Source organism: Aeromonas aquatica, assembly GCF_000764655.1.
In the GTDB taxonomy this organism is placed as follows: Bacteria; Pseudomonadota; Gammaproteobacteria; order Enterobacterales; family Aeromonadaceae; genus Aeromonas; species Aeromonas aquatica.
In genome coordinates, this window is sequence record NZ_JRGL01000028.1 from 1 (window position 1) to 16,377 (window position 16,377).

The window sequence follows — 16,377 nt, forward strand, 5'->3', positions numbered from 1 at the left end:
GTATCGGCCATGGCCTCCGGGTCATTGCCGTTTACGTAGCCGCCCAGGAAGCTGGCCCCGCTGAACATCACATCGATGGTGCTACCATCCATCGCCAGGGTCTTCTTCACCCCACGAATAGAGCCAATAACCGGCTTGAAGCCATCCTTGCTGATTGCCCAGCTGGAGAGGGAGTCGCGCAAGAAGTTGCGCAGCATGAACTCAGGTGACGCTGTGACCCCAGCCGTCAGCAGGCGCTTGGCTTTGGCGGCCACGTTGACCATGGCGCCGAACGGCTGGCGATCGAAGAAGGTCATGGCGCGATAGAGGTCCGGATCCTCAACCCGGATCATGTAGTCCTCCCCCTCCAACTTCACGGTGATCAGGTCTTTCCCGTTCTTGAGGGCGCGCCAATCCATCATGTTGGGTTTGGCAACTACCTCGATGATGCCGGTGTCAGCCAGGTTCCAAACCGTCTTCTGGGCCGCCATGTTCTTCATGGAGGCGTCGATCAGCTTGCTGGTACTGGTGAAGATGTTCTCGAGCAGATCGTTGGTGTTGGCCTCCCCGCCCTTGAGCTTCTTGATGCCGGCGTTCTGGTTGGCAACGCCCCTCGGCTTGAAGGGGGCAATAACATCGCCATCGTCAGATTCACGGAAGAAGGGGATGTACCACTCGCTTTCAAACTCAGCCCGCGCCTCTTGGGTAAACAGGCCAGCCTCCTGCGCCAGATCCAGGGTGGCGGCGTTGAGGCGGTTCCAGCGGGCCTTGGCCTCCATGAACTTGGCCTCTTTGCCTTTGCCCTGGGCTTTGAGCACAGTAATGTCATTGGCATCGAGCAGGTTCTCGCGTCCCTGAACCAGCAGTATCTCCGCCCGGTGACCAGCCATCCAGCCAAGCCAGTTGTGAAGGTCACTCCCCAGATCCGAGAAGATACCGAGCAGGGCATCTTTTTCGCCAGTGCCGGCCTTACGCTGGATCACTCCATCCTTCCACTCCGGCAGGCCATAAAGCATGGTGGCCTGCATAGAGGAGGCCGCCCCGGTCGCCATACGCGCAGCCACATAGCCGGAGTCTGCCGCGTCAGTTATGCCTGCGGCATCCTCGGCATACTTGATGGGAGCCAGGGCATCGAGCACCTCGGTGTTGGCCTTCTTGATGAAACGGTCCACCCAGGAATTGACCACTACGCGATCCACTGCGCGCAGCTTGTCCAAGTTGGCCTTGGTTTTGTCGATAACATCAGGCTTTGGCCCTAGGTTGAGCTTTTCCATGGCCTTGTCTGCGGCGGTGGCCGCCTGACTCATCTTGATGCCACCCTTCTTGGTCGGTGGCTGCGCCTCCTCCTGGCTGAACTTCTTGCCTCCATCGGGGCCGTCGTCATCAGGGCCTTTGCGCTTCATCTTCTTGCCCAGCCCCTCGATAAGGCTTCGTGTCTCGGCTGCGGTAATGCCCTCTGGCACAAAACCGATGGCGCGCAGTGCCCGAGTAATCCAAGCAGCCACGCTATCCCAGCCACGGCGCCAGGCGCTCTGCTCCAACTCTGCAAGATGGGCAACAACCTCCTCGGCCTTGGTACCGATGTCCTCGTCGGCATAGTGAGTGTCTACCCAGTCCCACACCGCCTTCATGCTTGGATCTTTCTTGGACTGGATCAGGCGGCTCATCAACTTGGTGTATTCCCCATCGCCAAGCACGTTGGCCAAGCCATAGTGGGCCAGCACTTCATGCCGGAGGATCTCGCGCATCCGCTTGGGGTCTGAAATCGTATCTGCGGCCACATGCAGAGTGCCGCTATCGTCATCAAACGCTGCGCGCCGGATCAGACCCTCTTTGGCATTGAGCCCCAGAGCCTGCTCAAGCTCGCCTTGGGTGGTGTGGATCTGCACATCGATACCATTCGCACCCTGATACCGTTTGAACCAATCCTTGGTGATCAGTTCAGACTCCTTTTTGGATAGATGCTGTGATGGCTTATCCCCTTGGGCCATGGCCTGCTTGGAGAAGCTGACCGTTTTTGCCGATTTAATCGTGGGCTGGTTGGCAATAGGCGATGTAGTGTCTCCTCTCTTCACCCAGCGTTTGAATTCCTCCACCGGCATAGCCTTGATGGAGCCCAACCCTTCCCAACCCTGTTCGTAGTTCGCTAGATAGCCGGCACGGGCAGCCTGCTCATCGGCAAATTCCATCATCACTTTATGCTCGTCAAACTTGCCGGTGCCGGGGTCCACCTGATCCACCACATAGACCATCTCGCCATCTGGCTGATCACCAATGAACACATCAACGTGATCACCGTCCGCCCCTAGGGTGCGTTTGATGTAGCCGTAGTCATGGACCATGGTTGACTGCCACGCCTTGCCATCCCGATCGGTACCGGAACGGATGGATCCCCTAGGGTTCTCAAGCGCGATTTCCAGTCCCTGCAGCTTGAGGTGGCCCTTCTTGTAGTTCCCCGCCTCCTTCTGCGCCTCGGTGGGCTCCGGCGCTACGTCGGCACGAGCAGCTTCGAGCTGCTGCACCGGCTCACTGGCGACAGCCATGGCGAGCTCCCGCACCTTGGCCACAGACGCCTTGGCCACCAACATGCCATCCCGCCGTGGGATAGCCTTCACCCCGCTATCCTTGGCCCACTGCATGATGGCGGGCACCTCCCCCCTCAAGGTCAGGGTACCGTCAGGGTTATCGACCATCTCTGTCCAGGGCGTCGAGGTTGCGGGCCCAGAAACAGCAACCCCGGCATCAGTGGCCGGGGTTGTCAGTGTTGGGTCATTCTGCTGCTGTCCATCTGGTGCAGGTAGAGCAGGAGGGAGATCTGTCGGATCTCCGGTTCCAGTTCGCTTGGTGAGTCCGGCAGGGGCTGTTCCAGTGCCCGCTGCAGCTGGTTCGCCTGCGCTAGGCTGATCACCTTGTCGTTCACTGCCGATTGCAGGTACTGGGACAACTGGCTCATTGCTGACCTCTGCTTGTGGTTGGTTGGCGGGGATCACCTCGCGGTATCCGGTATCGATAGCTGACGCGAGTTGCTGCTGGTTGGCATTTGCCTGAAACGGGGGGGCCGCCGCATCATCACCGACGTCTTTTGCTGTCAGATCTGACAATTGACCCAGCTCTCCGGCATTGATGTCGCTGAGCTGTGATTCGACAACGCCTTGTTGAGGGGCTGTGTTTACGGGGTTGGATGGCGTTCCACGCACCTGTTCCACTTCGGCGATCTCGGCCACGCCAAAGCCGCCGCCATTGAGGGGGACCGGGGTCTCCTTGCCCTTGCGGCTGGCCATGGCAGCCTCTTTCTCGCTGGCAAAGGGCTTGCCTTTGCGGGTAATGCGCAAGGTCTGGAGCGGGCCAAAGATGCTGTCAGTCTCAGCGCCGACCGGCACATCTCCCTTCATCTGCGTAGCATCGGGCTGTCGCTGATCGCTGCCATAGATCACATCGCGGTGCGGGAGCTCGGTGCCAACCTCGCGCCCATCCCCGTCAATGGTCGCCCTAGGCAGCGCGATATTTTCTTGCTCCGCAACCGCTTCGGGCGGGAGCAGATCCCCCTCCTGCCCGCTCTGCCACCGGGTGCGCTCGCTGCCTCGAAACTGAGGACCGGGTCCGGCCTGGCGATCATCGTGGTCACCCGGCGCGGCCACCCCGTCCCCTTTGTGCTTGGCATTGGCGTCACCGGCAAAGATCACATCTTTGAGCGGCAAGGCAGGGCGCTGCCCCTCCACCGCCACCTGCAGGGCGCTCTTGTTGCCAGCAAAGGGGTCAGTCCCCAGCTCACCACCCTGCACACGCTCATAGAGGCTCTTACCCTGCTCACCCCCCTGGACCTGGATAGTCACCAGCTCCTGCACTGAGGGGCCAAACTCACCAGCCAGGGCACGCTGCACCTCGCTCTCTGCGGCAATGCCCTTGAACCGGTCAGCAGTATCGTCCTGTCGTAGGTATGCTGGCACATCCCTCATTTCGTCGAACTGGCTTGGGCTGGGGCCGAGTGGGTTTTGCTCGCTGCTTGCCTGCTGTGGATCCGCCAGACCATCCACGGCAGCGGTCAGATTAGGCTGCACCATCTGATCATGCTCAGTGGTCGGAGTAAGATCAGCTGTAGGCATGGGCTCCGCAGCTGGAGTAGAAGCCCCATCATCCATCATCACCGATGCGGGGTCAGCGAGCGGATCTTTGGTGCCCTGCTCCTGACCACCGGCATGCTTACCGCTTCGCAATCCACCAACCGCCCCCACCGCTCCGCCGGTACCCATCCCGATCATGCCGCCTTCGAGCGCACTCGACACCACGCCTTTCATCGGGTCGATGTCGGCAGCGGCTACCTCGTTCAGCGCCTCGTTCACTGCGTATTGCTGAGTACCCTCTTCAAGGGTCTCACCGATCCCCTCGCCAAGCGCCCCTTTGGCAGCCCCTTTCAGCATGCCGCCAGACGCAGCCTTACCTGCCAGCATCTTGAACAGCATGGCGTCACCCATCATGGACCCCATGGCAGCCGCGCCCCAGGTCTTGGCATCGCTCATGGTCGCGCGACTGGCAACGTTGGCCGTCTCCTCCCGGGCCATTGCCAGCTTCTCCTCGTCGGAGAGGTGTGCCGTTTGCTGATCCTGGTCGATGCGGGTGAAGGATTGGCGGAAGGTGTCGCTCGCTGCCAACTCGTCATAGCCCATCGTGAGCACGGACTCTTTGGCGTTCACCCCCGCACTGCCAACCGACCCGGTCGCACCAGTGGTGACGGCTGCGCCGGTGGCAAGCTTGGAGACGGCCTTGGCTGCTACCGCCTCGGCAACTTCCTTGGTCGCTCCACGTTTGACCATGGAAGCGGTGACAGCGCGGCCAATTGAGGCTTTAGCAGCCAAACCAGTGACTCCACCTGCCGCCAGGGTCGGCAGCAGGGATCCAACCCCTTGCGCCATTTTCATGGCCCAGACATCGATATCCCCCGAGCCATCCCCCAAGGTCAGGCGCCCGTCAGGCGTTTCATCAACCAGTCGGCGGCTCATGGCCTCTTTGGCATCTGGGCTCATGCCTTCGGCAAGTGATTCGGCGCCAGACTTTGCCAGGTCACCCGCCCCAGCAACGAAGTCCAGCACGGGACTGAGTTTGCTGGCCAAGTTGGCACGCGACTGATCCAGGTAGTCACCTCCCTGCTTGCCGGCATTCTCTTTGCCAAATTCGCTGGCTTGACCGGCCAACTCACCGATCCCGCCTACCAGATCCAGCGCGCCAGCACCGACGCCGCGGGCAAGGTCGCCAAGCCCCACATCAAGATTGCGAGCTGGGGCGGCGGTGGAGAGGGTCTGGGCGGCAGAGGTGGCAGACAGGCTGCTATCAAGGTCGCCCCAAAATTGATCGTTACGGGTGTCGGATTGTTGCGGCTGTGGCAGGGCGTCACGCAGTCCAGGCTTGTCCATGGTGTCCTCGGCTTTCGGGCAAAAGAAAAGCCCCGAACGGCGAACCGATCAGGGCTTTGTAGGATGGGGCGGCCAGCATGCAGACTGACCGACTATGGGGAGATGCTAACGCTGGGAGTGAGTTATGGCAACTACTGGCGGGCCTGCGCCAGACTCATTGCCTGATAGGCATTGGTCTCTGTGTCACGTAGTCGGTTCGCAGTGACAGTGGCCTGCTCTGCCGCCTTCTGCTTGGTTGCCTGCTGGCGCCACAGCTCAAAGGCGGTGTTCATCCTGGTCGGGTTATCCAGTAGGCTGCCCAGCTTGCCATGCTGGTTCGCCTCTTTGATGAACTGGAGTCGGTCAGGATCACCGCCAGTCCACTCCTTGATGGGTGCGCTGGCAACCGGTTCATCACGCTTGTTGGTCATGCCATAGGTGTCAGCCAGCGCCGCCTTGCTCTGCTCCAGTTGGGCGTCCAGTGCTTCCAGCTGCATATCCTTGTCCTCTGCATTACTGGACGAGATCCGCGCCCTGTTCTGGCCGTGTTGATTCTCAAGATCGGTCACCGCCTTCTTGTAGCCAGTTTGGTCTGGGCCTGCGGTCAGCCCAAGTGAGGTGCGCAACTGATCAGCATTACCAACCATGTGCTTTGCCAAGGCAGCACGCTGATAAGCTGGCTTCAAAAAATCATTGATGGGTATCACTTTGGGGTGATCGTCAGGAGATGAGGTGCGATTACCGGTAACGGGGCGAACATCGGTGCTGCCGTCGTCATAAGTAACCGTAACCCCCAGCACAACACCGCGCCCATCTGGGCTCACCATGATGTTGCTCAGTTGCTTGCCAGTGATTGTCTTCCCGCTCTCCGGGTCGATATCCCCAACCCCTTTGGATACTTCGTCCCGATAGATAGTACCCGCAGCTTTGATGAACTTCGGATCATTGATGAGTGCATGCCCTTCAGGGGTTGAAGGATCTAGCTTGCCATCCTGAGCCTGGCGCACCAGGTTGCCCGCATAGGTGACAAAGGTCTTGCCGGCCTCTGCATATTCCGGCTCGAGGTACCGCTCCGGATTGAATGAGCCGGCCCGTTTGTCCCGCACGACAGACCAGAACTGCTGCCCGGGATCCTTTCCTTCTGAAACCGCCTGCCAACCAGATTGGATGATCGGCATGTTTTCCTGTTGGAAAAGCTGCTTGTCTCGCTGTTCCGTCTGCCACTGATACTCCTGCTGTTGGCGGGCCTCGCCGGCAGAAGCCCGGCGTTCAGCCGCATTTGCCCGAGCTTCAGCCGACTTTGCTTGCCGCTCATTAAGCGCGAACTCTTTCTCGTAACGGGCATCCCCAAGGCCATCCCGCTCTTTGGCGTAATCAACACTTTCTTTATACCGCTGATCCGCAACCTTCTGGCGGCCCTGCTCGTTCTGCCACATGGCATCCCGCAACCCCATCTCCTGGTCCCTGCGTTCGTCTTCTTTCTGCCCTCGCTGATACCGGTCCATTGTGCTGAACCCAGCCAGAAAGCCCTCTGCCAATCCTGAAACACCCATCCCCTACTCCCCCTTAAAACAGGCTGTCTGCCAGAAAACCAACACCTGCACCAATGGCAGTGCCGATTCCCGGCATAACCATCGTGCCCACTGCCGCCCCCGTGCCTACTGCACTCATCGTCTGCTGCTTACGAGCTGACTTGAGGTTTTTGTTGGCCATCTCTACCTCTTCTTCTCGGTTAGCCGCATCACGCAGCCCAGCCATTCCCTGTTGGCGCGTTTGGGCGCCAATGTCCAATATCCCGTACCCCATTACATACCCCCACCGGTTTTGATTGCCTCACGCAACCCGGCATCGGCGCCGGTCAGAATGCCCATCTGGCGTGCCTGTTCCTGCTCGCGCAGGCCGTTTTCAGTACCGGCGGTCATCAGGGACATGCGCAACCCCTGGCCGTTGTCGTCGGCACTTTGGTTCGTGGATACCCCCATACGAGCCATCCGGTTATCGGTGGCTTGCTTGGCAGCGGCCAGAGAGTTCTGGTTGTTCAGGTCTACCCGGCCAAGCTGATTCCGTAGCAACTGGCCATTTGTCGCCAGTTCCATCAGTTCCTGTTGCTTTGGGTAGAACCTGTTTTTCCAGTCCTGGTAGCTATCCCTGGTGATCGTGGCAAATTTGTCTGCGGCATATCCCATGACTAACCCCTTAATAACCTTTGTTCTGCAGCACAGATGCCGTGGGGCTGATCTTCTTGCTACCAGCTGCAACGGGTGCTTTCATCTGTCCAAGGCCATACGCAGTAGCACCGCCAGCCAAAGTACCGACCAGGCCGGCGGTCGCCTGCTTGTTTTGAAAGGAGGTCTGGGCATCATTGGTGGCCTTGCGCAGGCTGGTGTTTGCCACATCCCCCATACCAGCAAGGGATTCAGCCTTTTGGCCCGCGCCAATGCTCACCACATCTTTGAGCCCGGCCACGAACTTGTCTTGCTGGCTGGACTGGGCCCGGTTGGTCGTGTCGGTCTGGCTCAGGGCTTGATCGGTTTCCAGTGCCCCCATTGCCTCTTGGTACTTGCCACTGGTTGGGTCCACCCCGCCCGCCGCAAGGCTGTCAGCTAAGCCAACTCGAGCATCACCAAAGGCCTGTGCAGTACCAAGTGCAGCAGTCCCGGCAAGTTTGTCGTATTGCTCTTCATCATTGAGGTCATCCACTTTGTCCATGAAGATGTCCTCATATTGCTGCAGGTCATTCTTGTAGATGTCCCACTGCTCTGTGGCCACATCTGCCGCAGCCTTCTGGGCCTCGGTTTCCTTGATCTCGTTTGAACCACCCTTACCCATCACCCCACCTCACAGGTTGATCTGAAATACATACAGGCCATCAGCATCGTCAGGCTGACGATCCCACCCCATCTTGGGCGCCACTTTGAGCCACCCTTTGCGCGCCGAGTGGAAGCGCAGCCAGCGAGCGCCTATCAGGCGAGCCAGCCGCTTCACCTCAGGCAAGTGCCGCTCCGGTGCTCCACCATCACCCCATCCGATCCACACTAGAACCCCGGTAATGCCCTGCTCCACCACCGGTTTCAGAACAAAACCATCTGCGCCGCGCACAAACAAAAACGCCACCCCGTTACGGATGGCGTCTTGCAGTTCGACGGGTAGGTCTGGGTTGCTGGTGTCCCTTGATATGCGTAGGAGTGGACTCAGCATCAGAACAGGCCCATCAGCCAAACACTGCCACTCTCTACGTACTGCTCGGAAATGTTGCTCACGCTACCGTATGGGACAATCTCGAAGGTGATGCTTGCATTGATATTCCCCGGGATAACAAACGCCTCCTGCAGTGATACCCGCATTGGTATCCGGTTTATGCCAGCAGGGTAGCTCCCTTGGTACATAGATCGGCCCTGTTCCACCCCGTTCATCTTGCAGATCAAGATGATCCCGATGGTCCCGGAGCCAGAGACAACCGCATTACCGGCAATCGGCTTGATGCATACAATGTTGCGGGCGCGCTTGTAGGCCGCAATGCTGAAATTCCCCGACGGTTTTATCAGCGTGGTGACATCCCCAACTATGCGATCTGCATCCAGTGTTCCCCTGATAATGCAGTTTTCGTTGATCGTTACATTGTTCAGCACACCACTATTCGCGTTGACGGTACCGGTAAATGTCCCATTCGCGGCATAGAGGCGATCGGTATAAATCGAACCGTCTGCATAGATGATGGTGTGCCATGTCCACGACCAGCCGCCGTATGGCCCCCCTTTACCAAAGCCGGCCGCCCCCCCTGACATGTAGCCATTACCCATGTCGATCACTGCACCACTAATAAATGGCGCAGACAAGCTCACGCCTGCCTTCACATAATCGGCGGTGATCTTCTCTGAGTTCAGGATCTGAATGGTGGCCTTGCGGATAATGGCTTCAGCGATGACCACCTGCCCATTGTCGATCGCAAAGAGCGGTGCCATCGGGGTTGCGCTATTGGGGTTGAACACAAACACCTGGCTGGCCGACATAGCGATTTGGCTAGTGCCGTCATTCTTAGCAACGATGCCAATACCAGCCTTAATATCACCGGCTTGCGCCTTAGCAGCCCACATTGCCTGGGCCCCGCCTTCAAGGGTGGAAATAGCCTCGCTCTGCTGCTGCACGGCTGCTTCCAGATCGCCAGCCTTCGCGGTGACAGTATCTATGCGCTTGCCGAGAGCTCCATCGGCGGTTGCCCGAGCCTCCGACTCACTGGTTATTTGGCCAGTCAGCTGCTTATCTGCCGACTTGAAGTCAGAAGTAACCTGTTCAATCACCCGCGATAGAGCTCCATCTGCATCAGATCTGGCTTGTGCCTCTCGATCTATCCGCCCGGAAATAGCACTATCGGCATCCTTGTAGGCCGCTTCCTGTCGGGTTACCCGCTCTGATAGCGCAGAGTCTGCATCGCTTCTTGCTCTAACCTCATCAGATACGGCGGAATTGGTGACCTTGTCAGCCGCTTTAAACCCAGCATCTACAACGCTGATCCGCTGAGACAAGGCTTCGTCTGCAGTGGATCGAACCAACTGCTCATTGGTGATCTGCGCTTTGATGTCTGCATTGGCAGCGCCGAACTCGGCCGTCAGCTGCTCGACCGTTCTCGCTTGTGCTTCCTGCTGGTTGGCAAGCGTGCTCTGTTGCTGAAGGATGACACCGCGAGCCTTCCTGTTCTCCCGATCGCGCTCATCGCCAGCAAGTGCGCCCTCAACCTGACTGATAGCCCCGACATCGACCTCGGATTCCATCTTGTCCTGGCGCTGGCTGAGCGACTCTTCATTGCTGACCACCACACGCTGCAGTTCGGTAATGCTGGCCGAGTTCTCTCCGACCTTCACATCAATGGTGCTGATCCGCTCACCAAGCGCTTTGTCGGCATCAGCCAGGGCCTTGCTCGACTCGGAGAGTGATGCAGACAGCGCGGTATCAGCGGCCTTGAACTCGGCATCGACAGTATGTATCTGCTGGGCCAGCGCTTCGTCCTTGGTGGTCCTGGCCAGCTCTTCGGCCGAGATCCTCGCATTAGACTCCTCAAGCTCGCCGCTGAACTGGGCCACAACCTCGGTTACCCGTTTCGATATCGCCTCATCAGCGGTGACCCTGGCCGACCCCTCCTGAGAGATGCTGGCGGCCAGTTCTGCTGTGGTAGTCGATAGCTCGGCGGCCAGCTGATCCTGCCGTAAAGACAATGCCTCATCTGCTGACGCACTCGATTGCTCCAGCGCCTTGATACTGGCGTTCGCCTTGGCATCGCCATCCTTGTAGTCGGCAGTAATGTTGTCGATACGCTGAGAAAGCGCGGAGTCTGCATCTGAGGTCACTTTCTCGACGGTAGAGATCCTGGCTTGGGTGGTGGCATCCTTCGCTTCAAACTTCACATTCATGTCCGTGATGCGCTGGGCCTGAGCCTGCTGCTCAGTCAGGATCACCTTCTGCTCTGTGCGGATGGAGCCAAATGCTTTCCTGCTCTCCCGTTCCCGTTCATCACCCGACAGGGCGCCCTCTATGGTGGCAGATGCATTGTCATCATCCTGCCCACGCTGCAGATCAAGCTCTGCGGTAATGGAATCAAAGCGACCGGCAGTGATGCCGCCGTCATCCTCAATGATCTCCTCGAGCGCCTGGATCTTGGCCTCTGAATCACCCGCCCTCACCTCGAGGCCACTGACTCGCTGAGCGGTAACCCGATCACTCTCAGCAGTAACCCGGGCGAGATCGGTGATGCTCGCCTGCAGCGTTTCATCCCCCTGCTTAACCTGAGCAGTCAATCCATCAAGACGCTGCGCCTGTGAACTCAGCTCATCGGTATGCACTGTCAGCTTGCTTTCAGCGTTAGCCAGCCGTTCGCCCTGGGCATCTACCTCTTGCTGTGTGGCCTTCTGGCTCAACTCCCCTTTGGTGGCGTTGAGTTCTTGCCCGATCTCGGTGACCTTCTTCTGCTCTTCGGTGAACTCGCCCTTGGTAACGGTCTGGCTCAGGCTGGCATCAAGGCCATTGATGCGCTGTTCTGCCTCAGTGATGCGCTTGCCCTGGCCATCAACGGTGACATTGTCAGCCTTGCTGGTTATCTGGCCGGCTACGGCATCCAGTCCTTGATGTACTTCGGTGATAGAGGTGTGCAGCTCATCTCGCACTGCATTGACGGCATCCATCGTGATGCTGCCCGTCTCGGGATCGACAACGAACACCGCGTCGCGGAACGAGTCAAAATCACCTTTGTACTTATCCAGCTTGGCATTGAGGCGATCTTGCACCAGACCAATTTCGATGCTCGAGTTTCCTAGTTGCTGCTGTGCATCATCCAGCAGGTCCTGAGCAACCTTCTGCCGCTCATCCAGTCCAGCCAGCTCCTGCTCGATACTGGGGATCTTGTTCTCGATGGCATCAACTTTGGGGCGGATCACCTCAATTTCATCGACTTTGGGTTTCAGGATAGTGACATCAAGCTGTAGCTGTGGGACAGCCTCAATGGGCTTGAGCAGCTCCTGTACGAGATGACTCTTTTCTATCTTGCCCTGGAGCTCGTCCAGAATGTCCTGCACATCCCGGCTGGTTTCGGCCACAACACCATTCACGCCCTGAAATGGGCCACGGTCATCCTTACCGTTTACAAAGCGCACCCAGTAATAGAACTTTGCCCCCTTCCCAATCGCATCAGAGAACAGGTTTGCAGATGTTGTGCCTACCAGCACTGCATCGGCCGGGTTGTCTTGCTCTGCCCGCCAAATCTCGGCATGGGAATGCCCCCGGTACCGCGGCGAATCCCACTCCACCAGGACAGTGTGAAAAGCACCATTGGCGATCACATTGACCGGGGCATGGGGAAACTCCATCTGACCAGGAGGGAAAAGGTCTGGGTTCTTGCCGGGGACATATACGCCACCAGGACCTGGACGCAGAGTAGACAAACCCAAGGCGGTCAACTCCCGGAAGGTAACAGCCTTGTCGAGCCGGTCACCACGCTGCCCAGTGAGTAGCTCTACGTTTTCAGCGGTTGCGGCTTGGTCCCGGCCGGCGCGGTATGCGGGTTTCTTGGCCATCAGTTCACCATCTCCGCCATGCTGCTCGCGAGGGTGATGCGACTCACCACCGAGGTACCGAAGACCTCTATCTGCCAGAGCCGGCCGCGCACAGGGGGCAACCTGAATGCCCCGGGTACCAGGTTGCCAGGGGACAACTCCATCACCTGCTCCCCGTCAACAAACAGCCTGATCCCGACCAAGCCAATGTCTTGAGCCAACACCCTGCAGCTGCTGAACGATGTTCCCTCGGGCGTCATGAAGAGTTTGGATCGCCACACGAACTGGCCGTTGCTGGCACTGCCGCCGCGCCAAATCTGCAAACTGCGGCCCTTGGCCACGAAGAGGGAATCGCTCTCCATATCAGATACCGCGGCATTCCACCTGTTCGTCAGCTCACGGATATCGCCACTTTTGGGGTCAAAGATGAATGCGTGGGTATCAGTTAGGGCCACATACTTGCCTTCGTGGTGCCATGCCCGCATGGTTTCCGGTTTCATGGCGCGCCACTGTTTCCGGGTGATCACCTGCTCGGTGACCACTTGCCCGCCGTTGGCGCCAACGCCTACCAGCCCATCAGGAGAGGCATAGAGCACCACCCCATCCATGGCGACCATAGAGCGCCCGCTGATGCAGGCCTGTGGCAGCTGGCTCAGCTTCTGAGTAGTTACAGAAGCCGGGCTCACACCCTGTGCCAGATAGGGGTATCCCTTGGTCCCAATCACCAGAGTTGTGTCGATGGCGGCGATCGCAACGATGTCGTGCTCTGTGGTCAGCCGGTACTTCTCCGGCCAGGCATAGGGTAGATACGGCTCGCACAGGTAGAGGGAGTTACCAGCAAACCCGGCACACATGCCGTTGGCCATTTGGCAAAGCCCACGCAAGCCATCGGGCGGCATGGTGTAGCCGTAAGTCTCCAGCACGGCGCCCAACTCCCCATCCGCCCGGTTATCGACAAACGACGCCTGAGCAATGGGGATTTCGGCCACCAGCAGGTAATCGGCGATTCCGCCACCGGACACAGACCGGTAAATCCGGCGCTTGGTGATGTTGCTGTTTTGGGATGTCGGCTGAGTCAGCAACAAGGCAACAGACGATCCTGGGATCGTGATTGTTGCTTTTCCACTTGCCGGCCCAGGTGGCCCCTCCTCTCCCATCGCAGTCACGAAGGTGTCCACATAGAAGCGGGTTTCGTCATCAATGAGGTCGTCATCGACACCACCGGATGGCGGCGTAATTGCGCCCACTCCAACAGGAACACCTGGGGCAGGAATGCCAAGCCGGTACCACGCCGTTGGCTTGTTGGCTCCGCCGGTGGCGATCTGGGCATGAGTCACCTTGGGGTATTCACCGTCCGTGTAGTAAACCCGGCCGTATGGATCCTGGGCAATTGGCGAGCGCATGGCCTCCACCACTTTGTTCCAGGCGAACCAGTGCTGGCCATAGTGAAAGAGCGTGGTGGGCACGATAGGCAACTCCACGCCCGCGCTGGCGTCATCCTCCAGCGGGGAGATAACGCCATGGTCAAAATGGCAGTCACAGGCAATCACGGCGACTTCATCAGACAAAAGGTGTGGCTCCACGCGCGGCATAGTTCCTCGCATGGTGACGATATCGAGTACGGGCATGGGGATCTCGGGGAGGCAGAAACGAAAAAGCCCCACTCGGGAGAGCAGGGCCATGATGGGTAAATCCTAACGCCGGGCGCGCCAGGAGGCAAGCTCTGGACTCATGCCCACACTCGCACGGGCGTATCGGGGTAGAGCCGCAGGGCATCGAGGGCAGTGGCCAGCGCCTCCGATGTGGTGCGCACGTTGGCATGGTAGCCAGGGACTGGGGCTGTCACCGGCACCTGCTCGCCCTCCACCATGGTGGTCTCGCCGGTCGGCGCATAGATGGTGCCGATCACATCGAGCGCGGCGGCAGGATGATAGAGCGCCCCGCCGTCGGGATCCTGGCTAAAGCCCGCCGCCTTGAGGGCCGTGGTCATGGCAGACTTGCTGCCGGCCTTGAGGTAAAGATCAATCATGGGCCTTGTCCTTCCAGAAATACCAGCCGCCCACGCGGCAGGCGGCCCAGAACAGCCAGGCCATCACCGGCTTGCCCTGGGCAATCATGCAGTGGCGCAAGCGCCTGTCAGCCTCGGCACGGGATACCGTGCCCTTGGCACCATAGTCGTTATCGTGCTGCTTGCAGCAGCGCTTGGCTCCCGTGGTAACGGAGCCAAGCCCCGTGCAGTAGTGGCGGGTCATGACGTGGCAGCCTGACACTGAATATCTGTGAGTGGTGAGTTCCAGATAGTGAAGTTGCGCAGGTGGCCATTCAGGCAGCGGTCAGGGGTCAAGGCATAACCAATCCGCAGGATATCAGGCATTCCTGGGGCGTTTGGGGATGCTGTTATCGTAGAGCCGACCTTCGCACCGTCTACGAATAGATCGCACACATTGCGGTTAATGCGGTAGCACACGCGGTATCTGCGGCGCGGCAATACAGGAAATGAATGGGCGACACCAGGGCCACGTAAAACTCGCCACGTTCCCGGCGCATCAATCCGTTGCATGAAGTTACCAAACCCGCCGCCGCCGCTATAAAAAATGCTATGTGATGAGGGGGAAACGGGGAGCCCAACCGTATCGAACTCAACTGCGATAGTCAGTTCCTGCCAATCAGCAAGCGGGTGCATGTTTCCTGGCCACGGGATGTCACACTTAGTTGTCGCCGGACGGGTTGTTTGCGCTGATGTGGCATTCTCGATGTAGGGTGTGGCGAATGGCTTTTGCTCCACCTGAATGCGGCGATAGGTCAGTGTCCCCGAAGAACCAGGATTGGCGCCAAATGGATAAATGCGAAATAGCCTGGTGGAGGGGCTTGAGAAACTCCTGGTACATTCAACGCGCCAATAGCTCCCCATATCCAACACATCACCCGCGCCAGCCCCGGAAACTGTGGCATCATTCAGTGATATATCAATGCCTGTTGCGCCTGCAGTCATCCCATAGGCGCGAATCCGAAGGTTCATCCCGGCCGTTTTTTTGATGTCCAAGCTGAATGTGTAGGGAGCGTCCACCACAGCTATCCCAGCAAAATCCTTATAAATTCCTTCCGTCTTAGATGGATCTCCGCTACCGGACACAGTCCTCCAACCTTGTTCATCAGGCGCGGAGTGTACCAGCGGACTACTGGCCAAAGCACCTTGGCTTGCTGGCCAATCGATTGACTGCCCCCCAACGTTCGTAGACTGATCGAAAATGGCCAGTCCCTGCTGATCTATGGCCATTTCACCCGCTGGCACGGTTACCAATCGCCCCGACTTGTCGATCATGGTCTGGGCACCCAGGCGCTCATAGGTGACAAGCTGGGCAACCGGGGTTGTACCAACGAGCACGGGAGCCCCCTTGCCATGCTTCATGCGTCCGTCAGTCGTGAACGGGATTGATACATCCGGCGTAGGCAATCGCGCCGCCAGCACTGCACTTGTTGCCGCCGCCGCGCTGGCCGCCGCCTTGTCGGCCTCCACCTTGGCGCGGGCTGCTTGACCCTCCCCCTCGCTGGTAACCCGCTTCCACGGGATCGCGGTGTGCTTGGTGCCATCCGGGGCGGTTATCTCGATAGTAGCCGCATCACTGGTCAGCAGTGCCTGGAAAGCATCACTCTGCTGCTGATATGCCCCCAGGGTGGCGTTCAGTCGGCGGGCAAACTCCGGGATGGAGTCTGTCCGAGATGTGTCGATGGCATAGGCCTTACCGGTGACGGTATCTCCACGGTAAGCCTCTACCAGGTAAAACACCGAGTTCGACTCCGAGTAGTCCACCTCATACAGGTCTACAGCAGTGCCAGTCACCATCACCAAGAGGTGCCCTTTTGCTGCAGCATTCTTCGGATCGGCAAAGGTGGTACCCGTGCCCACCACCTTCTTGCTCCCTTTCGTGACGGCAATGGTGCCGTTACGCTTCCACACTCCAGCCATACAG

Annotated in this window: 10 protein-coding genes and 1 pseudogene; all 11 read right to left on the reverse strand. The window is 58.8% G+C overall.

Annotated elements, in window-relative coordinates; genetic code table 11:
- Positions 1–5,387 (reverse strand): annotated as a pseudogene (locus tag LG30_RS0106490) (LPD38 domain-containing protein); the annotation flags it as partial.
- A 131-nt stretch (positions 5,388–5,518) separates the two neighbouring features.
- Complete coding sequence (locus LG30_RS0106495; protein WP_193354253.1) at positions 5,519–6,919, reverse strand: hypothetical protein; 1,401 nt, start codon at positions 6,917–6,919, stop codon at positions 5,519–5,521.
- 13 nt (positions 6,920–6,932) lie between these two features.
- Entirely contained in the window at positions 6,933–7,079 is a 147-nt protein-coding gene (locus LG30_RS22680; protein ID WP_238566387.1) for a hypothetical protein, read from the reverse strand.
- A 92-nt stretch (positions 7,080–7,171) separates the two neighbouring features.
- Positions 7,172–7,552, reverse strand: a complete 381-nt coding sequence (locus LG30_RS0106505) for a hypothetical protein (RefSeq protein WP_033129913.1) — start codon at positions 7,550–7,552, stop codon at positions 7,172–7,174.
- 10 nt (positions 7,553–7,562) lie between these two features.
- Entirely contained in the window at positions 7,563–8,195 is a 633-nt protein-coding gene (locus LG30_RS0106510; protein WP_033129914.1) for a hypothetical protein, read from the reverse strand.
- 9 nt (positions 8,196–8,204) lie between these two features.
- Positions 8,205–8,564 (reverse strand): hypothetical protein, encoded by a 360-nt coding sequence (locus LG30_RS0106515; protein ID WP_033129915.1) that lies wholly within the window; start codon positions 8,562–8,564, stop codon positions 8,205–8,207.
- A complete protein-coding gene (locus LG30_RS0106520; protein ID WP_033129916.1) occupies positions 8,564–12,427 on the reverse strand; it encodes a phage tail tip fiber protein in 3,864 nt (1,287 codons plus the stop codon). Before LG30_RS0106520 ends, LG30_RS0106515 begins: the two co-directional genes overlap by 1 nt.
- Positions 12,427–14,088, reverse strand: coding sequence for a hypothetical protein (locus LG30_RS0106525; protein WP_081966025.1), 1,662 nt, complete (start codon positions 14,086–14,088; stop codon positions 12,427–12,429). The genes LG30_RS0106520 and LG30_RS0106525 overlap by 1 nt, the downstream gene beginning before the upstream one ends.
- A gap of 47 nt (positions 14,089–14,135) precedes the next feature.
- The gene (locus tag LG30_RS0106530) at positions 14,136–14,435 is read right to left on the reverse strand and encodes a hypothetical protein (RefSeq protein WP_033129917.1); all 300 of its coding nucleotides are present in this window, start codon (positions 14,433–14,435) and stop codon (positions 14,136–14,138) included.
- Complete coding sequence (locus tag LG30_RS0106535) at positions 14,428–14,658, reverse strand: hypothetical protein (RefSeq protein ID WP_033129918.1); 231 nt, start codon at positions 14,656–14,658, stop codon at positions 14,428–14,430. Before LG30_RS0106535 ends, LG30_RS0106530 begins: the two co-directional genes overlap by 8 nt.
- Complete coding sequence (locus LG30_RS0106540; RefSeq protein ID WP_033129919.1) at positions 14,655–16,373, reverse strand: phage head spike fiber domain-containing protein; 1,719 nt, start codon at positions 16,371–16,373, stop codon at positions 14,655–14,657. Before LG30_RS0106540 ends, LG30_RS0106535 begins: the two co-directional genes overlap by 4 nt.
- Positions 16,374–16,377: the final 4 nt, after the last annotated feature.

Excerpts from the sequence above, each read along its gene's own strand:
- LG30_RS0106510 (WP_033129914.1), bottom strand. The coding sequence starts at position 8,195 with ATGGGTAAGGGTGGTTCAAACGAGATCAAGGAAACCGAGGCCCAGAAG.
- LG30_RS0106520 (WP_033129916.1), bottom strand. The coding sequence starts at position 12,427 with ATGGCCAAGAAACCCGCATACCGCGCCGGCCGGGACCAAGCCGCAACC.
- LG30_RS0106505 (WP_033129913.1), bottom strand. The coding sequence starts at position 7,552 with ATGGGATATGCCGCAGACAAATTTGCCACGATCACCAGGGATAGCTAC.
- LG30_RS0106515 (WP_033129915.1), bottom strand. The coding sequence starts at position 8,564 with ATGCTGAGTCCACTCCTACGCATATCAAGGGACACCAGCAACCCAGAC.
- LG30_RS0106530 (WP_033129917.1), bottom strand. The coding sequence starts at position 14,435 with ATGATTGATCTTTACCTCAAGGCCGGCAGCAAGTCTGCCATGACCACG.
- LG30_RS0106525 (WP_081966025.1), bottom strand. The coding sequence starts at position 14,088 with ATGGCCCTGCTCTCCCGAGTGGGGCTTTTTCGTTTCTGCCTCCCCGAG.
- LG30_RS22680 (WP_238566387.1), bottom strand. The coding sequence starts at position 7,079 with ATGGCCAACAAAAACCTCAAGTCAGCTCGTAAGCAGCAGACGATGAGT.
- LG30_RS0106535 (WP_033129918.1), bottom strand. The coding sequence starts at position 14,658 with ATGACCCGCCACTACTGCACGGGGCTTGGCTCCGTTACCACGGGAGCC.
- LG30_RS0106540 (WP_033129919.1), bottom strand. The coding sequence starts at position 16,373 with ATGGCTGGAGTGTGGAAGCGTAACGGCACCATTGCCGTCACGAAAGGG.
- LG30_RS0106495 (WP_193354253.1), bottom strand. The coding sequence starts at position 6,919 with ATGGGTGTTTCAGGATTGGCAGAGGGCTTTCTGGCTGGGTTCAGCACA.